Here is a 23231-nt window from a genome sequence, read left to right as displayed (position 1 = left end):
AAAATTAGGTACAATTCGATTAGGAGGAAAAACATTGGCAAACATTAAAGCAGCTCAAGTAAAAGAATTGCGCGACAAAACAGGCGTTGGAATGATGGACGCTAAAAAAGCACTTGTAGAAACAGACGGAGATTTAGACGCAGCGGTAGATTATCTACGCGAAAAAGGTGTATCTAAAGCAGCTAAAAAAGCAGACCGTATCGCGGCTGAAGGACTAGCAAACGTTTATGCAGCAGGAAACTCTGCAGCAATTGCTGAGATTAACTCAGAAACAGATTTTGTTTCTAAAAATGAAAAATTCCAAAACCTTGTTAAAGGGATTTCTAAATCAATCGTTGAAAACAACCCTGCTACTGTTGAAGAAGCATTGGAAGTTGAAATGAATGGTGAAACTGTTGGAGCTGTCATTACTGAAGCAACTCAAACAATCGGAGAGAAAATTACTCTACGTCGTTTCGCTCGCTTAGAAAAAACGGATAATCAAGTTTTCGGTGACTATGAGCACATGGGTGGACGTATTACAGTTCTTGCACTTGTTGAAGGAACTGACAACGAAGAGATCGCTCGTAATGTTGCTATGCACATTGCAGCAATCAACCCTAAATACATCACTCGTGATGAAGTGCCTCAAGAAACACGCGATCACGAATTAAGTGTGCTTTCAGAACAAGCTAAAAACGAAGGTAAACCAGCTAATATCGTTGAAAAAATGGTCCAAGGCCGTTTAAGCAAATGGTTAGCTGAAATCAGTCTTGTAGATCAGCCTTACGTTAAAGATTCAGACAAAACTGTTGGTCAATACTTGAAAGAGAATGGCGCAACAATCAAATCATTCATCCGCTATGAAGTTGGAGAAGGAATTGAAAAACGTTCTGAAGATTTTGCTGCTGAAGTACAAAGCCAACTAGCTAAAAAATAAGGCATAGTCTTTAAAATGGGTGGGAACGGAGTAATTAGCGTTCCTGCCTTTTTTAGAGTCTGATACATACAAAAGCCTTTTTTGTAATGACCAGCAAGATGGAATATGGTAAAATAATCCTGTATGACTGATGGAGGGAATAAGATGTTAGAACCTAAATATAAAAGAATTATTTTGAAATTAAGTGGAGAAGCATTAGCTGGAGACTCCGGTTTTGGTATTCAACCTCCAACTATTGATGAAATCTGCCAAGAGATCAAAGAAGTACATGATCTAGGTATTGAAATGGCTATCGTCGTTGGCGGCGGAAACATATGGAGAGGCCACGTAGGCTCTGAAATGGGTATGGAACGTTCTCAAGCTGATTACATGGGTATGATTGCTACAGTAATGAACGCTTTGGCCTTACAAGATTGTCTTGAAAATAATGGCGTACCTACACGTGTTCAGACTTCTATTGAAATGAGACAAGTTGCTGAACCTTATATCCGTAGAAAAGCGATTCGTCACCTTGAAAAAGGTCGTGTGGTTATTTTTGCAGGTGGAATTGGTAGTCCGTATTTTTCAACAGATACCACTGCAGCTTTAAGAGCAGCCGAAATTAATGCTGATGTAATTATGATGGCTAAGAACAATGTTGATGGTATTTACTCAGCTGATCCCAATATTGATGCGACTGCTGTTAAATACGAAAAACTGACTTATCTAGAAATCATCAATCAGTCATTACAAGTAATGGACACAACAGCTTCATCGTTAAGTATGGACAATGATATGCCACTAGTTGTATTCAATTTAAATGAAACAGGTAATATCAAAAGAGCAGTATTAGGAGAAAATATCGGAACAACCGTTAGGAGGACACATGATGAGTGATGCAATATTAAAAGACACACAATCAAGAATGAAAAAAGCAGAACAATCTTATGTACGTGAATTGGGTTCAATTAGAGCCGGAAGAGCGAATCCAAGCCTACTGAATAGAGTGAATGTTGAATACTATGGTGCAGAAACGCCTTTGAATCAATTAGCTCAGATTTCAGTTCCAGAAGCTAGAGTACTATTGATCACACCTTATGATCAAAACTCAGTTGGGGACATCGAGAAGGCATTGAATCAGTCTGACATAGGCATTCCACCTTCAAGTGACGGAACAGTAATTCGTTTGGTTGTTCCAGCGCTTACTGAAGAGCGAAGAAAAGAAATTGCTAAACAAGTAGGTAAAGAAGCAGAAAACGCTAAAGTCTCTATTCGTAATATCCGTCGCGATGCAATAGATGCGTTGAAAAAAGCAGAGAAAAATGGAGAGTTAACTAAGGACGATCTTCATGACTATGAAGAAGAAGTTCAAAAAGTTACGAACAGCAGTGTAGCTGCAATCGACAAATTATCTGCAGAGAAAGAAAAAGAAATCTTAGACGTATAAAAAAATGCAAGGAGATTTTTTATAAATCTTCTTGCATTCTTTATTTTATTTACATAAAGGGAGTAAAGGGTTATAGTTTGTCAATAATATACTTATTGACTAATTTAGTCACGATGGTCGTAATAATTAACCCAATAATATATTTTTTAAAGTTCTGTTTCATGCTAGAATGCCTCCTTAAAATTGTTCAAAGATATACTACAAACAGTATATCAAATAAAAAGCTGTTTTAATAATCTAAAGATTTATAAAGGTGTTTGACCTTTTATTCAGGCTTAAATCTTTACGACATAAAGAATCCTTATAGTAATTTTATATATTTGATGTGGTAATTTAAAGGATTATTTACTACAATAGAATAGATGTATATTGAATACTTGGAGGTTTTGATGTGGGAGATCAACCACAATTCATGAAAGATAATAAATTTATTCCAGATCACGTTGCTGTTATTATGGATGGTAACGGTCGCTGGGCGCAAAATACAGGGAGAGACCGTAAAGAAGGTCATCAAGAAGGCATGGAAGCGATTAGACGTGTTTCAATACGTGCAAGTGAAAGAGGCGTCAAAGTCTTGACCTTGTATGCTTTCTCTACTGAAAACTGGAAGAGACCACCGCAAGAAGTAAAATTTCTTATGCAACTTCCTGTCAATTTCTTTGATCGTTTTGTTCCTGAACTTCAGGAGAACAATATTAAAGTAAATATGATAGGATTCAAGGATAAAGTGCCGGGTCCAACAAAACGTTCAATTGAAAAAGCAATCAGTGAGACTAAGGACAACACAGGAATGGTTCTAAACTTCGCTTTTAACTATGGTGGAAGATCGGAGATTGTTGAAGCCACTAAATCTGTTGTGGATAAAGTCTTGAGCGGAGAATTGAATAGAAAAGATATCACAGAAGACGTATTGCAAGGTGAGTTGCTTACACATTCGATACAACCGTATGATGAGGTTGATCTGTTGATCAGAAGTAGTGGAGAACAAAGACTAAGCAATTTTCTACTCTGGCAAAATGCCTATAGTGAATTCTATTTTTCAAAATTATACTGGCCAGATTTTACAGGAGATATTTTAGATGAAGCTTTACTAGACTATCAAAACAGAAGCCGTCGCTACGGAGCACTTTAAAAAAGGAAATTCAGGAGGAGACGGATGGTACAACGTTCTTTAACAGCCATTATCGCATTAATATTTTTTATACCGATCATCTGGATCGGTTCATGGGTATTAGAAGCATTTATTGTTTTATTAGCCATTACAGCTCTAATAGAAATACATCAGATGAAAGGGATTGATCTAATATCGATTCCGACGGGTGTCTCTTCACTAGCTCTGATTTATATTATCTTATACTCACGGGTCCATGAGCTTTTGCCGGAATTATCTCAAAACGGTTCAGTTTTCGCATTTTTCATTGTTCTTTTATTAGGACTTACATTAATCATTAAAGAGTATACGATTGAAGATGTCGGTGTTTCTTTCATGGGCATACTCTATTTAGGTACAGGATTCCATTCTTTTATATTGACGAGAGAAAATAATCTTCACTTACTCATTTTGTCTTTAATTATCATCTATTCTACAGATACGGGAGCATATCTGATTGGTAGAAAGATAGGGAAACACAAATTAGCACCGTCTATTTCGCCCAATAAAACTGTAGAAGGATCTATTGGGGGAATAGTAATTTCACTACTAATATCCATTATTTACTTGTTCTTGTTCCCTTCGACGTATTCACTAATCGTCGTCATTCCATTAATCGTTATTCTTTCTATAGCCGGTCAGATTGGTGATTTAATCGAATCTGCAATCAAACGACACTTTGGAACAAAAGACTCTGGGAATATTCTTCCCGGACACGGTGGAATTTTTGATCGATTTGATAGTTTGATATTTGTTTTATCCGTGATTTTTATTATGGGATTGGTTTAATCGTAGATCTTAAAGGAGAATAGAGATGATTCAAAACATATTGGTCTTTTTACTAGTATTCGGAATAATCGTTGTTGTTCATGAATTCGGACATTTTTACTTTGCCAAAAGGGCCGGTATTCTGGTCAGAGAATTTTCGATTGGATTTGGACCGAAAGTTTTTTTCCACAGAAAAGGAGAAACAACTTATACAATCAGACTATTACCAGTTGGTGGATATGTAAGAATGGCTGGGTATGAAGAAGAAGCCGACCTGAGAGCAGGTATGCCGGTTTCTCTGTTTATGAATAAACAGAATCAAGTTGAAAAAATAGATATACAAAATAAAGTTCAAAATGTAGACAGTTTGCCAATCGAAGTGACTAGTTTTGATCTTGAAGATCAGTTGTTTATTGCTGGGAGAGCCGAAGGACAAGAAGATATTCAAACTTTTGCTGTTTCTGAAACAGCGCTGTTAGTAGAAAAAGATGGAACAATTCTTCAAATTGCACCTAGAAAACGTCAATTTCAGTCAGCATCACTTCCTAATAGAATGTTGACCAACTTTGCTGGACCATTAAATAACTTTATCTTGTCAATCGTAGCTTTTATTCTCTTAGCTTTTATACAAGGAGGCGTACCGTCACAAGAAGCTCTTATCGGAAACGTTTCACCTGATACGCCAGCTGCAGAAGCGGGACTTGAGAATGGTGATAGAGTGCTTTCAATCGATGGAACAGAAGTAGAATCATGGAGAGAAATGGTAACGGTGATTTCAGCTTCGCCTGATACTGATCTTGATTTTGAAGTAGAAAAAGCTGACGGAACAATTTCAGAAACAATCGTTACGCCTGAAGCCAGAGAAGGTTCGGAAGGTGCACTGATTGGAATTGAAGCTTCTTATGATTCAACTTTTTGGAGTAAAATTCGTTATGGATTCACACAACCCTTATCTATTGTGATTCAGATTCTTACGATTCTAGGTTCATTTTTAACCGGTGGATTCAGTCTTGACCAATTAGGAGGACCAGTTGCGATTTATGCGACAACTCAGACAGTTGTTCAAAATGGCTTATTGGGTATTGTAAGTTGGATAGGATTCTTAAGTGTTAACTTGGGAATTATGAACCTTCTGCCCATTCCTGCTTTAGATGGCGGTAAGTTGTTACTCAATATTGTGGAGGGCATTCGAAAAAAGCCGATCAGCGAAGAAAAAGAAGGCATTATTACGCTTGTCGGCGTAGGCTTCTTGCTTATTTTAATGTTAGCCGTCACATGGAACGATATTCAAACATTTTTCTTAAATTAGTACTTAAAGGAGACAAAAACAATGAAACAATCAAGGCTTTTTGCGCCAACACTTAGAGATACACCAAATGATGCGGATATTATTAGTCATCAGTTATTACTCAGAGCAGGATATATCAGACAAATCTCGTCTGGTATATATACTTACCTCCCACTAGCAAACCGAGTTCTTGAGAACATCAAGTCCATTATCAGAGAAGAAATGGATCATATTGATGGATCAGAGATGCTACTCCCAACGTTAATTCCTGCAGATTTATGGAAAGAGTCGGGAAGATACGAAACTTATGGAGAAGACCTGATTAAATTACAGGATCGTCACGAAAGAGACTTTATCCTGGGGCCTACGCATGAAGAAACCTTTACGAGCTTGATCAGAGATGAAATCAAGTCCTATAAAAAACTACCTTTAATGCTCTATCAATTCCAAACAAAATTCCGCGATGAAAAAAGACCAAGATTTGGCTTAATGCGTGGTCGTGAATTTATCATGAAAGATGCTTACACATTTCACGATAGTTATGAAAGCTTAGATGAGTCTTATAATGCGATTTCTCAAGCTTACTCTAATGCGTTCACAAGAATTGGACTAAATTTCCGTTCAATCATCGGTGATGCTGGAGCAATGGGCGGAAAAGATTCCATCGAGTTTATGGCTTTAGCTGATTCTGGTGAAGATGTTGTCGTATATTCAGATTCCAGCGATTATGCTGCAAATCTAGAGATGGCTACAAGCTTGTACAAGTCTTCTCCTAAAACAACCGTTCAACATGTAAAAGAATTAGTTGACACGCCAGATACAAAAACAGTCAGTGATGTTGCAGCGTTCTTAGATGTAAACTTGGATCAAGTATTGAAATCTGTTCTTTACGTAACAAACGATGAAAGACCTGTTTTGGCGATTGTTCGTGGAGATCATGAAGTGAATGAAGTGAAATTACGTACGGTTGTAGAAGCTCAAGAAGTTGAGCCAGCTACAGAAGAACAAATCACGACACTTTTCAAGACAGTAGCGGGTTACGTTGGGCCGGTCGATTTGACGGACGAAGTCACTGTCGTAGCTGATTTATATGTTCAAGATATTTCGAATGCTGTTTCTGGAGCGAATCAAGAAGGCAAACACTATAAAAACGTCAATCCTGGAGAAGATTTCAAACCAGATCACTATGCAGACATTCGAATCGTAGGTGAGAATGAATTAGCCCCTGACGGTGAAGGAAGACTACAATTCACAAGAGGAATTGAAATTGGTCACATCTTTAAGTTAGGTACACGTTACTCAGAATCAATGAATGCAACTGTACTTGATAATAACGGAAGACAAACACCTGTGATTATGGGTAGTTACGGTATTGGGGTCAGTCGTCTCTTATCGGCTGTTGCAGAACAGTATGCAGATGAAAAAGGACTTGTATGGCCAAAAGCCATCGCACCATTTGATGTACACATCATTCCGATACAAATGAAAGATGACGCACAAAGAGAATTAGCGCAGGAATTGTATGAAGTTCTTGAAAAAGAACAGTTATCTGTACTGATTGATGACAGAATAGAACGTCCAGGCGTTAAATTTACAGATGCTGAACTGATTGGTATTCCTGTTAGGATAACTGTTGGTAAAAAAGCTTCTGAAGGAATCGTAGAAGTGACTTTCAGAAAAAGTGGAGAAATGGTTGAGATCATGAAAGATGATCTTATGGACACATTAAGTATTTTAAATCATAATAAATAAAAACATATCAGGAGAAACCAGAGTAGTTGTTAAAGACTTTCTACTGCGAAGAGAGTGTCTTATAGAATTTTGTCTATAAGACACCTACTTTTCGGTGGAAAGGATTTTAAACTTATGAAAGGATTCTCCTTTTATTTGTCACTACGTTTCAGGAAAGAAGGCAAGTATTTTGAGTTTAAACCAATCAGAATTATTCAAGACACTTCTTGAACAGATCAATTTTCATCCTACACCAGATCAGAATCTTGTTCTTGGTAATGGAGAAGTCGAATCAGTTGTTGTCCGCAAACAGTCGAAAGTATGGCATATAACCTTAAAGTTTCCAGATATTTTACCTTTTGAGACGTTTATTCAATTAAAAGATAATCTTCAAAGAGGATTCAAAGAAATTGCAGAAATTCAATTGTCTATTACAACAGAAAATCCAAATATTACAGAAGAAAAGTTGGTTCAGTACTGGAAAGCGGCTTGTCAGGCTAGTGAGATAGACTCTCCTTTATGTAATGACATGTTCGAAAACGGCTATCCCGTTTTAAACGGTAAAAAAGTTATATTTTATATTGAACATGAGCTGACTAAAGAAAAGTTCTCAGAAGAGTTTTTCCCTAAAATCGAAGCACAATATATCAAAATGGGTTTTCCTAAACATTTCAAAATTGTACCTATGGTTGATGAAAAATTAAGTGATGAAAAGTTAACGGCATTCAAACTTCAAAAAGAAGAAGAGGACCTGCAACTTGCTGAACGATTAACTAAAAATATCGAACAAGCTACAATCAACAAAGAAAAGAAAAAAGATTCTGCTCCTTCAGGTCCCATCAAATTGGGTAGAAACATTCAAAATAATGAGCCTGTCAAACAAATGAGTGAAATTTTTGAAGAAGAACGAAGTGTGACAATAGAAGGATACGTGTTTGATGTTGAAGTAAGAGAACTCAGATCTAAACGTAAACTACTAATATTTAAAGTAACGGATTATACTTCTTCTTTCACTTGTAAGAAATTTTCAAATAATGCCACTGATGAAGAAATATTTGAGAATTTCAAAAAGGGTATGTGGTTAAAAGTCAGAGGGAGTGTCCAAGAAGATACCTTCATGAGAGATCTTGTGGTGAATGCTCAAGATATACAGGAGACAAATCATGAATCACGAAAAGACATGGAACCAGATGATGAAAAAAGAATCGAATTACATGCGCATACAACGATGAGTCAGATGGATGCTACTGTTAGTGCAACAGATTTAGTTGAACAAGCAGCTAAATGGGGACACAAAGCCATTGCTATAACAGACCACGGCGTTGCCCAGTCTTATCCAGATGCACATTCTGCAGGTAAGAAAAATAATGTCAAAGTCATCTATGGGTTAGAAGCTAACTTAGTAGATGATGGCGTTCCAATTGCTTACAATGCTGTTGAGGAAAACCTTCAAGAAGCTACTTATGTTGTATTCGATGTGGAGACAACAGGCTTGTCAGCTATCTACGACAATATTATGGAGTTAGCTGCTGTGAAGTTGCATAAAGGAAATATCATCGGAGAGTTTCAGGAATTCATAGATCCAGGACACCCCTTATCAGATACGACAATCAATCTGACCGGAATCACGGATGATATGGTTAGAGGATCCAAAACAGAAGCTGAAGTTTTAGAAGGCTTTAAGGCATTTAGTGAAAACACAATACTTGTTGCACATAATGCAAGTTTCGATATGGGGTTCTTGAACACTGCGTATCAGAAAAATGATATGCCTGTAACTAAACTACCTGTAATTGATACGCTTGAACTTTCTAGATTTCTTCATCCAACATTTAAAACACACCGACTGAATACTTTAGCTAAGCGATATGGTGTCGCACTAGAGCAACATCACCGTGCAATCTATGATGCCGAAACAACGGCTCATTTACTCTGGGCGTTTTTAAAAGAAGCAGCCGAAGAATATTCAATCGAATCTCATCATCAATTAAATGATTATATGGGACAAGGGGACGCGTATAAAAGAACGAGACCTAGCCATATAACCATACTGGCGCAATCTCAAAATGGATTGAAAAATCTCTTCAAACTGATTTCAGCTTCACTTACAGAGTATTTTTATCGTGTACCACGAGTTCCACGTTCTCTACTAGAAAAATATAGAGAAGGACTGATCGTTGGATCTGGTTGTGCGCAAGGTGAAGTGTTTGAGGCTATGATGCAAAAAGGTTATGACGATGCTAAAAAGCTAGCACATCATTATGACTATCTTGAAATTATGCCTAAAGGTGCTTATGATCATTTATTAGATAGAGAAATGGTTAATAGCGAGAAAGATTTGGAAGATATTTTATCAAATATCGTTCAAATTGGTAAAGAACTAGATATTCCAGTAGTTGCTACAGGAAATGTTCACTATTTGAATCCTGAAGATTCTATCTATAGAGATATTTTATTGGAGACTGTGAATAAAGGCGGATTCAAGAAGTCAAAAAATCCAACTGTTCATTTCAGAACCACCGGTGAAATGTTGGAAGACTTATCGTTTTTAGGAAAAGATATTGCGAAACAAGTTGTTGTAACCAATAGTCAAATGATTGCGGATAAAGTTGAAGACGGTATTTCACCAGTAAAACAAGACTTGTTCACTCCAAAAATGGAAGGATCAGAGCAAGAAATTCGTGATATGAGTTATAACGAGGCGCATCGGTTATATGGAAACCCACTTCCAGAGATTATAGAAAAACGTCTTGAAAAAGAGCTGGATAGTATTATCGGAAATGGATTTTCCGTAATTTATTTGATTTCACAAAAACTGGTTCATAAAAGCGTGAGCGATGGATACTTGGTAGGTTCTAGGGGGTCAGTAGGGTCAAGCTTTGTAGCGACGATGACAGGGATAACAGAAGTAAACCCTATGCCACCTCATTATCGTTGCCCAGAATGTCAGTATTCTGAATTCTTCACAGAAGGAGAAATAGGTTCTGGCTTCGATTTACCTCCTAAAAAATGTCCGCACTGTGAAGCTCAACTCGTTACCGATGGTCAAGATATCCCATTTGAGACGTTTTTAGGTTTCAATGGAGATAAGGTACCAGATATTGATTTGAACTTTTCAGGAGAATATCAGTCTAAAGCGCATCATTATACAAAAGAACTTTTTGGAGATGAATATGTCTACAAAGCGGGAACCATTGGAACGATTGCAGACCGAACAGCTTTTGGATTTGTAAAAGGGTATGAACGAGATAATCAGATGACGATTCGTTCAGCTGAAATCGACAGACTAGCTAAAGGTGTGACAGGTGTTAAAAGAACAACGGGTCAACACCCGGGAGGTATCATCGTTATTCCAGAATATATGGATGTGTATGACTTTTCTCCAATTCAGTATCCAGCAGATGATCAAGATGCTAATTGGAAAACAACGCATTTTGATTTCCATTCTATCCATGACAATGTATTGAAACTCGATATACTGGGTCATGATGATCCGACAATGATCAGAATGCTACAAGATTTGTCCGGAATTGACCCTGTTACGATTCCACCAAATGACCCTGGAGTCATGAAATTATTCAGTGGTACAGAAATTCTTGGTGTAGATGAAAGTCAAATCTTTTCTAAAACTGGAACCTTAGGTGTTCCAGAGTTTGGTACGAGATTCGTTCGTCAAATGCTTGAACAGACGAAACCGACAACATTTGCAGAATTACTGCAGATATCCGGACTTTCTCATGGTACGGATGTATGGCTCGGTAACGCTGAAGAATTGATTAGACAACAAGATATTCCTTTGGCAGAAGTTATCGGATGTCGAGATGACATTATGGTCTACCTGCAACATAAAGGGATTGATGACAGTATCGCGTTCCAGATCATGGAGCATGTGCGTAAAGGTAAAGGGATACCAGATGAGTGGCAAGTGATCATGAGAGAGAACAACGTTCCAAAGTGGTACATTGATTCTTGTTTGAAGATCAAGTATATGTTCCCGAAAGCCCATGCGGCAGCCTATGTATTAATGGCACTTCGAGTCGCTTACTTCAAAGTTCATCACCCGCTTTATTATTATGCAGCTTATTTTTCTGTTAGAGCCAGCGATTTTGATCTTCAGGCAATGACACAAGGAAAAGCTTCTATAAAAGCAAGAATGAAAGAAATTACGGATAAAGGCTTGGACGCATCAACAAAAGAGAAGAACTTGTTGACCGTGCTTGAACTCGCAAACGAAATGGTAGAGCGTGGTTATGAATTCAAAATGGTTGATGTTGAAAGATCACATGCTTCAAACTTTTTGATTGAAGATAATGCTTTGCTTGCACCCTTTAGATGTATTCCATCTTTAGGTGGTAACGTAGCAAATGCAATTGTGGATGCTAGACAGACTAGTCCATTCCTATCTAAAGAAGACTTGTCTAAGAGAGGAAAAGTCTCTAAAACGGTTATTGAATATATGGATGTTAATGGCGTCTTAACACATCTTCCTGATGAAAATCAATTGTCTTTGTTTGATATCTAATCAGATAAGAGAATTAGTCAGCTATTGAAACACGCCTTGTTCTCTACACAGGAGTGCACACAAGTTGCGTGAGCAATCCATTTATGCTAAAATAACTAGTGTGTAAAGGAATATTCTTCGAGAGTGAGCGTATCCCGCTCACTCTTTTTAATGAAAAATTTAACAATCAACTATTGAGAGGAGATGCTTTTTGAGTACAGTAGATAAAGTAACAGCTATTGCCGATCCAGTTGCTGCAGAATTGGGTTATGAATTAGTAGATGTGGAGTATGTCAAAGAAGGTAAGAACTGGTTCTTACGTATATATATCGACAAAGATGGTGGCATAGATCTCGACGATTGTACTCGTTTCAGCGAGAAAATCGGCGAAACTCTGGATTCACAGAAAACGGATCCTATTCCGCATCCATATTATCTAGAAGTGTCTTCACCTGGTGCTGAGCGCCCTTTGAAAAAAGACCAAGATTTAAGAAATGCTGTTGAAAAATATATTCATGTATCATTGTATCAACAGATTGATGGAGAAAACATCTTTGAAGGGACTTTGAAAGAAGTTACAGACGATAGTATTAAACTTGTGATCAGAATCAAGACAAGAGAAAAAGAACTGACTATCGAAAGAGCCAATATTGCGAAAGCAAGATTAGCAATCAAATTTTAACACCAGATGATCTATAACGGAATTCAGATAAATCATTCATAAGTAAGGGAGTAGTAAAATGAGTAAAGAATTAGCGGCAGCCCTAGAAACGCTTGAAAAAGAAAAAGGCATTTCCAAGGAAATCGTAGTAGATGCATTAGAAGCCGCATTGGTTTCTGCTTACAAGAGAAACTACGGGACTTCTCAAAATGTAGAAGTTGTTTTTGATGATGAGAATGGTGATATTAAAGTATATCAAGTAAGAGAAGTGTCTGAGGAAGTCTATGATTCTCAATTAGAAATTAGTTTGACGGACGCTTTGGAAATGAACAAAGCCTATGAAATCGGAGACGAGATTCGCTTTGAAGTCACACCAAAGAATTTTGGTAGAATTGCAGCTCAAACTGCAAAACAAGTGATTATGCAGAGAATGCGCGAAGCTGAACGTTCAATAGTCTATAACGAGTACATTGAATATGCCGATGATCTTATGACAGGAACCGTTGAAAGACAAGATAATCGCTTCATTTATATCAATTTAGGTAAAGTGGAAGCTGTTTTATCTAAGCGTGATCAAATCGAAAACGAGCGTTACAACACACACGACAGAATCAAAGTTTATGTGAGCAATGTAGAAAATTCTACTAAAGGACCTCAAGTCTTTGTAAGTAGAACGCACCCAAATTTGATCAAACGTCTTTTTGAACAAGAAGTTCCTGAAATATTTGATGGAACAGTAGAAATTATTTCAATTGCACGTGAAGCAGGAGATCGTTCAAAAATTGCTGTGATGTCGCGTGACGAAAACGTTGATCCGGTTGGAACTTGTGTCGGACCTAAAGGTGCTCGTGTACAAGCAATCGTAAACGAGTTAAATGGTGAAAACATGGATATCGTCGAGTGGGATGAAGATCCATCTGTCTTTATCAAAAATGCATTGAACCCAGCGCAAGTAGTTGAAGTCATGTTTGATAAAGAAAATAAAAGCTGCGTGATCGTTGTTCCAGATTACCAACTGTCTTTAGCCATCGGTAAAAGAGGACAAAACGTTCGTTTAGCTGCTAAGCTAACTGGTTTCAAGATCGATATCAAATCAGAAAGCGATATGGAAGAAATGGAAGAAGTATCAGACGAACTTGCAAATGATTCATTTTTCGAAGCGTTAAACGAAGGTGAAGAAGTTGCAGAGCAAGAAGTGGATGCACTTGAAAATGCTGAAGATTCGTTTTTTGAAGCGACTGAAGGCGTTGAAGTTGAAGATATCGATGATATTCAAGCGTCCGCATCTGAAACGGTCAATTCTGATCTTTACGCTAACGAAGCACCCGATATGGATCAACCGGGTGAACCTGTCGAAGATACTGATTTTGAAGAAGGCGAGTTAAATCCTGAAGATATGGAAGATATGATCGAATCCGCTGAACAACGTGACGGAATGGATGAAGAATCAGATTCTACTGCGTCAATGGAAGAAATTCAGGAAATCACTCAAGATACTGATGAAGATGAAGAATCGTTTTAATTTATTCGACTGAAAAGCTTGTTTGAGTTATGATATAGATAATATTAATGATTTAAAGTGTTATCATTAAAGGTGGGATGACTATGCGGCAACGAAAAGTACCAATGAGAAAATGTGTTGCATCCAATGAAATGAAACCAAAAAAAGAGATGGTACGTATTGTCAGAGACAAAGAAGGAACAGTGTCTCTTGACCCTACTGGCAAGCAGAATGGAAGAGGTGCCTATATCTCACTTGATCCTGAGTTAGTTAAAAAGGCTCAAAGCAAACAAGTGCTGAACCAGGCACTAAATGCTAAGGTTGAAGATGCCTTTTACGAAGAACTGCTTGAGTATGTAGAGTATCAAAAGGCTAGAATGGAACTGAAAAATGGATAATGTACAAAAAAGTCTAAACTTATTAGGCTTGGCACAGCGTTCGGGGAACCTGATTTCAGGAGAAGCGATCGTTCTCAATGCAGTTAGAAGTCGTCAAGCAAAGATTGTCATCTTAGCATCTGACGCTAGTGAAAATACCAAAAAGCAATTTTTGAATAAATGTGAGCACTATAGTATCCCAGTACGAGAAGATTTCGATAGAAATGCGATATCAAGCGCTATTGGGAAAATACGAACAGTCGCTGCCATTACAGACGGAGGATTTGCACGGTCCCTTCAAAAATTGCAATAATAGGAATAGGAAGGTGATTGCATGGGCAAAAAACGCGTCTATGAATTCGCAAAAGAAAAGAATATCGAAAGTAAGCAGATTATCGAAAAAGCAAAAGAGCTTGGTATCGATTATAAAAGTCATATGTCTTCTATGGATGACGGAGATGTTGATAAATTGAGTAAAGCTTTCACTCAAACAAGTCAACCATCTGCTTCAAACAAGCCAGCAAATAAAGCACCACAACAAACAAACCGTTCTAATTCAAACAATACTAACAACTCTGTCAGAAAACCAGCTGCTAATCAGAACGGAAATCAGAATGGTACTGATAAATCTCAGAACAGTAAAGGACAAAACAAAATACAATCTCAAAATAGAGCACCAAAAAAATCGAATACTAATACGAAGAAATCAACTACTGATAACAAAAAATCAGCACCACAAGCTAAGGCGGCTCCAGCAGTTCAAAAGAGAACAACTGATGAGCAACAAAAGCAACAATTCCAGCAATCCAATAAAAGAAACTCTCGTCAGCACCGCGGCATTAACGGTGGACCAGCAGGCGGAAGAAGACGTAAAGGTAAGAAAAACCATCAACCTTCACAAGTTCCAGCGACTCCACGTAAAAACAAAGAGTTGCCTAAAGTACTTGAGTATACAGATGGAAACACGGTAGCAGAAATTGCTAAGAAAATTCACCGTGAACCTGCGGAAATCGTTAAAAAATTATTTATGATGGGTGTCGTTGCGACACAAAACCAATCGTTAGACAGTGATACAATTGAATTACTTGCTTCTGATTATGGAATTGAAACAGAAGAAAAAGTTCAGGTTGATTTGACAGATTTCGATACATTCTTCAATAAAGAAGTTGTAGAAGAAAATCTTGTTACTCGTCCGGCAACAGTAACGATTATGGGTCACGTTGACCACGGTAAAACGACTTTATTAGATACATTACGTAATACAAATGTAACTGGTGGAGAAGCTGGGGGAATCACTCAACATATTGGTGCTTACCAAGTAGAAGAAAATGGTAAATTAATTACTTTCTTGGATACTCCTGGACACGCTGCGTTCACAACAATGCGTGCTAGAGGTGCAGACATCACAGATATCGCAATAATCGTTGTTGCTGCAGATGATGGGGTTATGCCTCAGACAGTTGAAGCGATCAATCATGCTAAAGCTGCTGAAGTACCAATCATTGTTGCCGTAAACAAAGTCGATAAACCTGGAGCAAATCCAGATCGCGTTATGCAAGAGTTAACTGAGTACGAACTTGTTCCAGAAGACTGGGGCGGCGATACGATTTTCGTTCAAATCTCAGCTCTATTCAACAAAAACCTAGATGAATTATTAGATATGGTTTTACTTGTTGCTGAAGTAGAAGAACTAAAAGCAGACCCTAAACGTCAGCCAATCGGTTCCGTAATTGAAGCAAGACTTGATAAGGCTAAAGGTCCTATTGCAACGTTACTTGTTCAAGAAGGTACGCTTGCTCAAGGTGATCCAATTGTAGTTGGTAACACATTTGGTCGCGTGCGTACGATGACAAATGACAAAGGACGTAGAGTTAAATCTGCTACACCTTCAACGCCGGTTGAGATTACTGGTTTGAACGCTACACCACAAGCTGGAGATCGTTTTGTAGTCTTTGAAGACGAAAAAACAGCTAGACAAGTTGGAGAATCAAGAGCGATTATTGCGACTGAAGCTAACCGTTCTAAAATGAATAAAGTGACCCTTGAAAACTTATTTGAAAGTCTTGAAGAAGGCGAAATCAAAGAAGTGAACGTTATCGTTAAAGCGGATGTTCAAGGTTCAGTAGAAGCACTAGCTTCAAGTCTGAAGAAAATCGAAGTAGAAGGTGCGAAAGTGAATATTATTCACACTGGAGTTGGTGCAATCAACGAAAGTGATGTCACCTTAGCATCTGCTAGTTCTGCGATCGTAATCGGATTTAACGTTCGTCCTACGGTTCAAGCAAAAGAAAGTGCTTCTCGTGAAGAAGTAGATATCAGAACACACCGTGTAATCTACAATGCTATCGATGAGATCGAAGCTGCGATGACAGGTATGCTAGATCCAGAATTTGAAGAACAAGTTACGGGTCAAGCAACAGTTCGTGAAACGTATACTGTTTCAAAAGTTGGAACGATTGCAGGATGTTTCGTCAGCGATGGCGTTATCAAACGTAGTAGTTCTGTACGTCTAGTTCGTAATGGAATCGTTCAGTTCGAAGGCGAACTGTCTAGTCTGAAACGCTTCAAAGACGACGCGAAAGAAGTTAGAACTGGTTTTGAATGTGGTATTACAATTGAAGGATACAACGATATTAAAGTAGACGATGTTGTTGAAGCATTCGAAATGGTTGAAATTGAAAGAAAATCCTAATATGATGGTATCAGCCATCAAAGATGATGGATTGAACTAGAAGACATATATAAGGATAGGTGAGCAAATATGCCAAATTATCGAGTTGGGCGAGTCTCCCAAGAAATTCAAAAAGAAATCAACGATATTATGCAAAAGCGCGTAAGAGACCCTCGTGTTCAAGGAATCACGATAACAGATGTTGAAGTTACCGGAGACCTACAACAAGCTAAAGTATATTATAGTACGTTGAAAGATGATGAAAAGACAGTTACTGATACTCAAGAAGGCTTAGAAAAAGCTAAAGGTTTGATCAGAAAAGAACTTGGAAGTCGTCTGTCTATTCATAAAACACCAGAATTATTTTTTGCTCGTGATGAATCCGTAGCTTACGGTAGTCATATTGATGAATTATTGAATCAATTAAAAAGCAAAGACTAGTCTAAAGTTCATTTAAACGATCGATTGAAACGACTTAAAATTGATTGAAGTGGAAAGAGAATCAATTGTCTTAACTGGCAGTGATTCTCTTTTTCCACGTCCAATCAATTTACATAGAGATATGCTATAATAGAAACATTGAGTATTGGAGGAATGAACATGGAGGGGATCATACCTTTATGGAAAGAAAAGGGCATGACAAGTCATGATTGCGTATATAAACTGAGAAAAATATTGAAGACTAAAAAGGTCGGCCATTCGGGCACACTGGATCCAGATGTAGAAGGTGTATTGCCAATTGCTATTGGCAAAGCGACAAAAGTACTTGAATATATGGTGAATACGGGTAAAACATACGAAGGTGAAGTAACATTGGGTTACTCTACAACTACTGAAGACCGTTCAGGAGAAATCGTTGATAGGCAAGCGGTAAATCCTCAATTGTCACTGGAAGCTATTGATAAAGCTATTACATCTCTAACAGGAGAGATTACACAAACTCCACCAATGTATTCAGCAGTGAAAGTGAACGGTAAAAGGTTATACGAATACGCTCGAGCTGGAGAAGTGATTGAGAGACCTTCGAGACAAGTGACCATTCATAGCTATGAAAGAACGTCAGATGTCGTTATAGATGAAGATCAAAAGACCCTCTCTTTCAAATTTAAAGTTTCTTGTAGTAAAGGGACGTATATTCGTACGTTAGCTGTTGATACAGGTGCCTTGCTGGGCTATCCAGCGCACATGTCTGATCTAACACGAACAGAGAGTGGAGGCTATCAGTCAGCTCAGGCGGTCACTTTAAGACAAGTGCAAGAAGCAGTAGATGAAAATAGGCTTTCAGCTATATTGAATCCTCTAGAATCTGCATTAACATTTTTCCCTTCACACCGACTTTCTGAAGAGGAATGGAGTAGAGTGAAAAATGGGACAGTATTCATGAAATCAGAGTTACCTGTTTTTTCAGAATTTCCAATTATTTTTTATAAAGACAGCAAAGCTGTTGCGATCTATTCTGAACATCCAACAAAATTAGATAGGATTAAACCAATCAAAGTATTGAGAACAGAAGTGTAGGTGAACGTATGAAAATTATTAAGATCCATCATCCTTATGATCCATCAGCGATTTTTCCAGATGATATTGTATTAATATTAGGATTTTTTGATGGTATTCATAAAGGACATAAAGCTGTTATTGAAACAGGTGTAAAATTAGCAAAAGAAAAAGGGGTAAAAGCAGCTATGATGACGTTTAACCGTCATCCTGCATTTGTATATAGAAAATTTGACCCAGAGTATCACTATTACCTAACCCCCATCAAGAGAAAAGAAGAACTGCTTGAGCAGACAGGAATTGATATTTTATATGAAGTAGATTTCACTTCCAGCTTTGGTACTTTAGCACCACAAGAATTTGTGGATCAGTATATTGTAGGATGGAATGCTAAGGCAGTCGTAGCGGGGTTTGACTATACTTATGGTAAAGCAGACATTGCTAATATGGACAATCTAAGTCAGTTCGCTAAAGGTCGATTTGAAATTCATCAAGTACAAAAACAACTAGCTTCTGAACAAAAAATTAGTTCTACTCGTATCAGAAAATGTATTGTAGAAGGCAACATGGACGAAGCAAATGATCTTTTAGGCTATGTTTATGAAACTTCAGGTTTTGTAATCCATGGAGATGCTAGAGGACGCACAATTGGTTATCCGACAGCAAATGTTTTATCAGATCCAGATGTCTTTATGCCTAAAATTGGTGTGTATGCTGTTAAGATGTTTGTGGATGACGTTTGGCATGATGGAATGGCGTCGATTGGTTATAACCCGACATTTGGCTATAGAAAAGATATTTCTGTTGAAGTAAATATCTTCGATTATAAAAAAGAAATATATGGTGAAGATGTTCGAATTAAATGGGTTAAGTACTTGAGAGATGAAGTGAAATATGAATCCAAAGAAGGGTTGATTGATCAACTCATTCTTGATGAAAAAGAATCTAGAGCGATTTTATCAAAGGTCAAAATAAATCAAATTTAATAGTTGACAAGTTAAGGATCATTTGTTAAATTATAGTTGTGTTAGCACTCGGTTATGTCGAGTGCTAATTTAATGAAAGTGTTAAGATAGAAGACTTTTGGGTCTTTGCTATTAAATGATTGAAATTATAGATGTCTCTAGCGTGCTTAGGGAGATGATGCACATGTTGACAAAGAGACAGTTGGCTATTTTGGAGACAATCATCAGGATATACACAACAACAAGTATGCCTGTTGGTTCAAAAAGATTAGTCGACGAAACAAATATCGATGCGAGTTCTGCAACGATTCGGAATGAAATGAGTTATCTTGAGAAAATGGGCTTTATCGAAAAGACACATTCGTCTTCGGGTAGGGTACCTTCTTTGAAAGGTTATCGATTTTATGTCGATCATCTCATTCGTCCAAAAAAGGTCGAACAAGATCAGATTGTTATGATCAATAATACATTTGATAGTCATGTACGTCAGATGGATGATTTGTTTCATCAGTCCGCTCAATTATTGTCGCAGCTAACAAGTTACACAGCTTTCGTTCTTGGACCTCAAGGAAAGACAAGCAAATTGATTGGTTTCAGACTTGTGTTACTGAACCATCAACAAGTTATGGCTATCATTCAAACGGATACGGGTGCGATAGAAAACACAGTTTTCCAGATTCCTGAACACGTCAATGAGTCAGATATCGAAAAAGTGACGAACATTTTTAACCAGCATTTAGTGGGAAAATCGCTATATGAGGTTTATCAGAAACTTCAAAACGATATACCGCTGCTGGTCAACAAGTACGCTGCCACTGCTTCAGATATGTTGATGACCATTCAAACAGTCTTTGGTGAGTCGCAAGAAGAACGGCTGCATGTTTCAGGGAAAATGAATCTACTTGATTTCACTGAAAACATGGATAGAAAAAAATTGAAGTCTTTGTATGAATTGCTCGATAACGATCTGGATCTGAATACGATTTTAAGTCGTGTAACAGAAGATTTTGAAGTGAAGATCGGTAGTGAACTCAATCACGAATTGTTTGATGAATTCAGCTTAGTTACGGCTACTTACAAAGTAGACGGTCATGGGGATGGAATAATAGCTGTTCTTGGGCCGACAAGTATGCCTTACGACCAAACTTTTGGTGTATTAGAAGCATTCAGAAAGCAATTATCAGCTAATTTACTCAGATTTTATTTAGAATAATGTTTAAAGTGAGGGCTATATATGGAAGATAATAACGAAGAAATTTTAGATCAAGAAGTTGAAGCGACAGAAGATGAAACAGAGCAAGTTGAACTTGATCCAGTTCAAGAAGAACTTGAAAAAACAAAACAAGAATTAGAAGAAGTACAAGACCGTTATATCCGACTTCAAGCAGAACTAGCAAATATTCAAAAGAGAAACCAAAGAGAAAGAGAACAAGCTACTCGTTACCGTTCTCAGGACTTGGCAAAGCAATTGTTACCAGCATTAGATAATATGGAACGTGCATTAACCATTGAAGTTGAAGATGAAGCTGGCAAAAACTTGAAAAAAGGGATTGAAATGGTTGTGGAAAGCATCAATCATGCGCTTAAGTCAGAAGGCATAGAAGTCATTGAAGCTGAGGGCCAGCCGTTTGATCCAAACTTCCACGAAGCATACACTCAAGTGCCTGCTCAAGAAGGTCAAGACAGCAATGTTGTTGCACAAGTATTTGAAAAAGGATATAAATTAAATGACCGTGTTTTACGTGCGGCGAAAGTAACCGTAACACTTTAATTGTTAAAGTTATTTAAAAATAAAAATTTTAAAAAGCAAAGGTGAGATTATAATGGGTAAAATTATTGGTATTGATTTAGGAACAACAAACTCTGCTGTAGCAGTTCTTGAAGGTGGAGAATCTAAGATCATTCCTAACAAAGAAGGAAACCGTACGACTCCTTCCGTTGTTTCTTTTAAAGATGGCGAAATTCAAGTAGGGGAAGTTGCTAAAAGACAAGCAATCACTAACCCGAACACTGTGATTTCAATTAAACGTCACATGGGTGAAAACTTTAAAGTTGAAGCTGAAGGAAAAGAATATTCTCCTCAACAAGTTTCTGCTTTTATTCTTCAACATTTAAAAGCTTATGCTGAAGATTATCTTGGCGAAGAAGTAACAAATGCAGTTATTACTGTACCAGCTTACTTCAATGACTCACAACGTCAAGCAACTAAAGATGCAGGTAAAATTGCTGGATTAGAAGTAGATCGTATCGTTAACGAGCCGACTGCTGCTTCACTAGCTTATGGTTTAGATAAAGTAGATACAGATGAAAAAATTCTTGTATTCGACTTAGGTGGCGGAACATTTGATGTTTCTATCCTTGAATTAGGAGACGGGGTCTTTGAAGTATTATCTACTTCTGGAGACAACTTGCTAGGTGGGGACGACTTCGACGAAAAAATCATCGATTACCTTGTTGCTGAATTCAAAAAAGAAAACGGCGTAGATTTGGCTAAAGATAAAATGGCCTTACAACGTTTGAAAGATGCGGCTGAGAAAGCTAAAAAAGACTTATCAGGCGTTTCTTCAACTCAAATCAGTTTACCATTCATTAGTGCAGGAGATGCTGGTCCATTACACTTGGAAATCACATTAACGCGTGCTAAATTCGATGAAATTACTGATGACCTAGTTGAAAGAACAAAACACCCTGTTCGTCAAGCACTTAAAGATGCTGGTCTTTCAAAATCAGATATCGATCAAGTTATCTTGGTTGGTGGATCAACTCGTATCCCAGCTGTTGTAGATGCAGTTAAAAAAGAAACAGATAAAGAACCTAATCGTTCTGTTAACCCTGATGAAGTTGTAGCAATGGGAGCAGCGATCCAAGGTGGGGTTATCTCTGGTGACGTTAAAGATATCGTCTTACTAGATGTTACACCACTATCTTTAGGTATTGAAACAATGGGTGGCGTATTTACTAAACTGATCGACCGCAACACAACGATCCCAACAAGTAAAGCTCAAACATTCTCAACAGCAGCGGATAACCAACCAGCAGTTGATGTTCACGTATTACAAGGTGAGCGCCCAATGGCTAAAGACAACAAAACTTTAGGTCGTTTCCAATTAACAGATATTCCTGCAGCACCACGTGGTGTACCTCAAATCGAAGTTAAATTCGATATTGATAAAAATGGTATTGTAAATGTATCTGCGAAAGACCTAGGTACTGGTAAAGAACAAAACATTACGATTAAATCTTCTTCAGGCCTTTCAGATGAAGAAATCGAACGTATGGTTAAAGAAGCTGAAGAAAATGCTGAATCAGATAAACAACGTAAAGAAGAAGTTGAAATCCGCAATGAAGCTGACCAACTTGTATTCCAAATCGACAAAACCCTTAAAGATCTAGACGGTAAAGTCGACGAAGCAGACGTTAAAAAAGCTGAAGAAGCTCGTGATGAATTGAAAACAGCTCTAGAAAACGATGATCTTGAAGAAATCAAAGCGAAGAGAGATGCTTTAAACGAAATCGTTCAAGAAATGTCAGTAAAACTTTACGAACAAGCGGCTGCTCAACAAGCAGAAGCTGAAGGACAAGATGCTGGAGCTCAAGCAGAATCTTCTGACGATGGTGTTGTAGATGCTGAATTTGAAGAAGTCGACGACGAAGAATAATAAAGACTTCTTTAAAAGAACGATCTGAACTGCAATTTAGTTTATTCATGAATCAACCGAATAGTCTGTACGATAAAAAGCCAAAGCTTAGTGCTTTTGGCTTTTTATTCGGATTGT

At 37.6% G+C, this 23231-nt stretch carries 19 protein-coding genes; all 19 read left to right on the top strand.

Annotated elements, in window-relative coordinates:
• The first annotated feature begins 34 nt into the window (after window positions 1-34).
• The gene (gene tsf / locus ACFP65_RS11085) at window positions 35-919 is read left to right on the top strand and encodes a translation elongation factor Ts (protein ID WP_379918597.1); all 885 of its coding nucleotides are present in this window, start codon (window positions 35-37) and stop codon (window positions 917-919) included.
• A 144-nt stretch (window positions 920-1063) separates the two neighbouring features.
• Window positions 1064-1795: a UMP kinase gene (gene pyrH / locus ACFP65_RS11080; protein ID WP_379918595.1), complete on the top strand. Its 732-nt coding sequence runs from the start codon at window positions 1064-1066 to the stop codon at window positions 1793-1795.
• Window positions 1788-2345 carry a ribosome recycling factor gene (gene frr / locus ACFP65_RS11075; RefSeq protein WP_379918593.1) on the top strand — a complete coding sequence of 186 codons (558 nt, stop codon included), beginning with the start codon at window positions 1788-1790 and terminating at the stop codon, window positions 2343-2345. Before pyrH ends, frr begins: the two co-directional genes overlap by 8 nt.
• A 412-nt stretch (window positions 2346-2757) precedes the next feature.
• A complete protein-coding gene (locus ACFP65_RS11070) occupies window positions 2758-3477 on the top strand; it encodes an isoprenyl transferase (RefSeq protein WP_379918808.1) in 720 nt (239 codons plus the stop codon).
• Between the two features lie 24 nt (window positions 3478-3501).
• Entirely contained in the window at window positions 3502-4284 is a 783-nt protein-coding gene (locus tag ACFP65_RS11065; RefSeq protein ID WP_379918592.1) for a phosphatidate cytidylyltransferase, read from the top strand.
• A gap of 28 nt (window positions 4285-4312) precedes the next feature.
• Complete coding sequence (gene rseP, locus ACFP65_RS11060; protein WP_379918806.1) at window positions 4313-5572, top strand: RIP metalloprotease RseP; 1260 nt, start codon at window positions 4313-4315, stop codon at window positions 5570-5572.
• Between the two features lie 21 nt (window positions 5573-5593).
• A complete protein-coding gene (locus tag ACFP65_RS11055) occupies window positions 5594-7303 on the top strand; it encodes a proline--tRNA ligase (protein WP_379918590.1) in 1710 nt (569 codons plus the stop codon).
• A 169-nt stretch (window positions 7304-7472) separates the two neighbouring features.
• The gene (locus ACFP65_RS11050; protein ID WP_379918588.1) at window positions 7473-11804 is read left to right on the top strand and encodes a PolC-type DNA polymerase III; all 4332 of its coding nucleotides are present in this window, start codon (window positions 7473-7475) and stop codon (window positions 11802-11804) included.
• 190 nt (window positions 11805-11994) lie between these two features.
• Entirely contained in the window at window positions 11995-12465 is a 471-nt protein-coding gene (gene rimP / locus ACFP65_RS11045; RefSeq protein ID WP_327756395.1) for a ribosome maturation factor RimP, read from the top strand.
• Window positions 12466-12523: 58 nt separating this feature from the next.
• On the top strand, window positions 12524-13966 hold the full coding sequence (nusA, locus tag ACFP65_RS11040; protein WP_379918586.1) for a transcription termination factor NusA: 1443 nt from the start codon (window positions 12524-12526) through the stop codon (window positions 13964-13966).
• 83 nt (window positions 13967-14049) lie between these two features.
• Window positions 14050-14343, top strand: coding sequence for an RNase P modulator RnpM (rnpM, locus tag ACFP65_RS11035; RefSeq protein WP_379918584.1), 294 nt, complete (start codon window positions 14050-14052; stop codon window positions 14341-14343).
• Window positions 14336-14635: a L7Ae/L30e/S12e/Gadd45 family ribosomal protein gene (locus ACFP65_RS11030; protein WP_379918582.1), complete on the top strand. Its 300-nt coding sequence runs from the start codon at window positions 14336-14338 to the stop codon at window positions 14633-14635. The genes rnpM and ACFP65_RS11030 overlap by 8 nt, the downstream gene beginning before the upstream one ends.
• A gap of 21 nt (window positions 14636-14656) precedes the next feature.
• Window positions 14657-17014, top strand: a complete 2358-nt coding sequence (gene infB / locus ACFP65_RS11025; RefSeq protein ID WP_379918580.1) for a translation initiation factor IF-2 — start codon at window positions 14657-14659, stop codon at window positions 17012-17014.
• Between the two features lie 69 nt (window positions 17015-17083).
• On the top strand, window positions 17084-17434 hold the full coding sequence (rbfA, locus tag ACFP65_RS11020; RefSeq protein ID WP_379918578.1) for a 30S ribosome-binding factor RbfA: 351 nt from the start codon (window positions 17084-17086) through the stop codon (window positions 17432-17434).
• A 159-nt stretch (window positions 17435-17593) separates the two neighbouring features.
• The gene (truB, locus tag ACFP65_RS11015; RefSeq protein ID WP_379918576.1) at window positions 17594-18511 is read left to right on the top strand and encodes a tRNA pseudouridine(55) synthase TruB; all 918 of its coding nucleotides are present in this window, start codon (window positions 17594-17596) and stop codon (window positions 18509-18511) included.
• An 8-nt stretch (window positions 18512-18519) separates the two neighbouring features.
• A complete protein-coding gene (ribF, locus tag ACFP65_RS11010) occupies window positions 18520-19476 on the top strand; it encodes a riboflavin biosynthesis protein RibF (RefSeq protein ID WP_379918574.1) in 957 nt (318 codons plus the stop codon).
• Window positions 19477-19639: 163 nt separating this feature from the next.
• Window positions 19640-20668, top strand: a complete 1029-nt coding sequence (gene hrcA / locus ACFP65_RS11005) for a heat-inducible transcriptional repressor HrcA (protein ID WP_379918572.1) — start codon at window positions 19640-19642, stop codon at window positions 20666-20668.
• A gap of 21 nt (window positions 20669-20689) precedes the next feature.
• A complete protein-coding gene (grpE, locus tag ACFP65_RS11000; protein ID WP_225744126.1) occupies window positions 20690-21226 on the top strand; it encodes a nucleotide exchange factor GrpE in 537 nt (178 codons plus the stop codon).
• 52 nt (window positions 21227-21278) lie between these two features.
• A complete protein-coding gene (gene dnaK / locus ACFP65_RS10995; protein ID WP_379918570.1) occupies window positions 21279-23114 on the top strand; it encodes a molecular chaperone DnaK in 1836 nt (611 codons plus the stop codon).
• Window positions 23115-23231 lie beyond the last annotated feature (117 nt).

The sequence above is a fragment of the Marinilactibacillus sp. GCM10026970 genome (assembly GCF_042660675.1).
Lineage (GTDB): Bacteria > Bacillota > Bacilli > Lactobacillales > Carnobacteriaceae_A > Marinilactibacillus.
The sequence above is the reverse complement of the archived record's forward strand: the minus strand, read 5'-3'. Positions and strand labels throughout refer to the sequence as shown.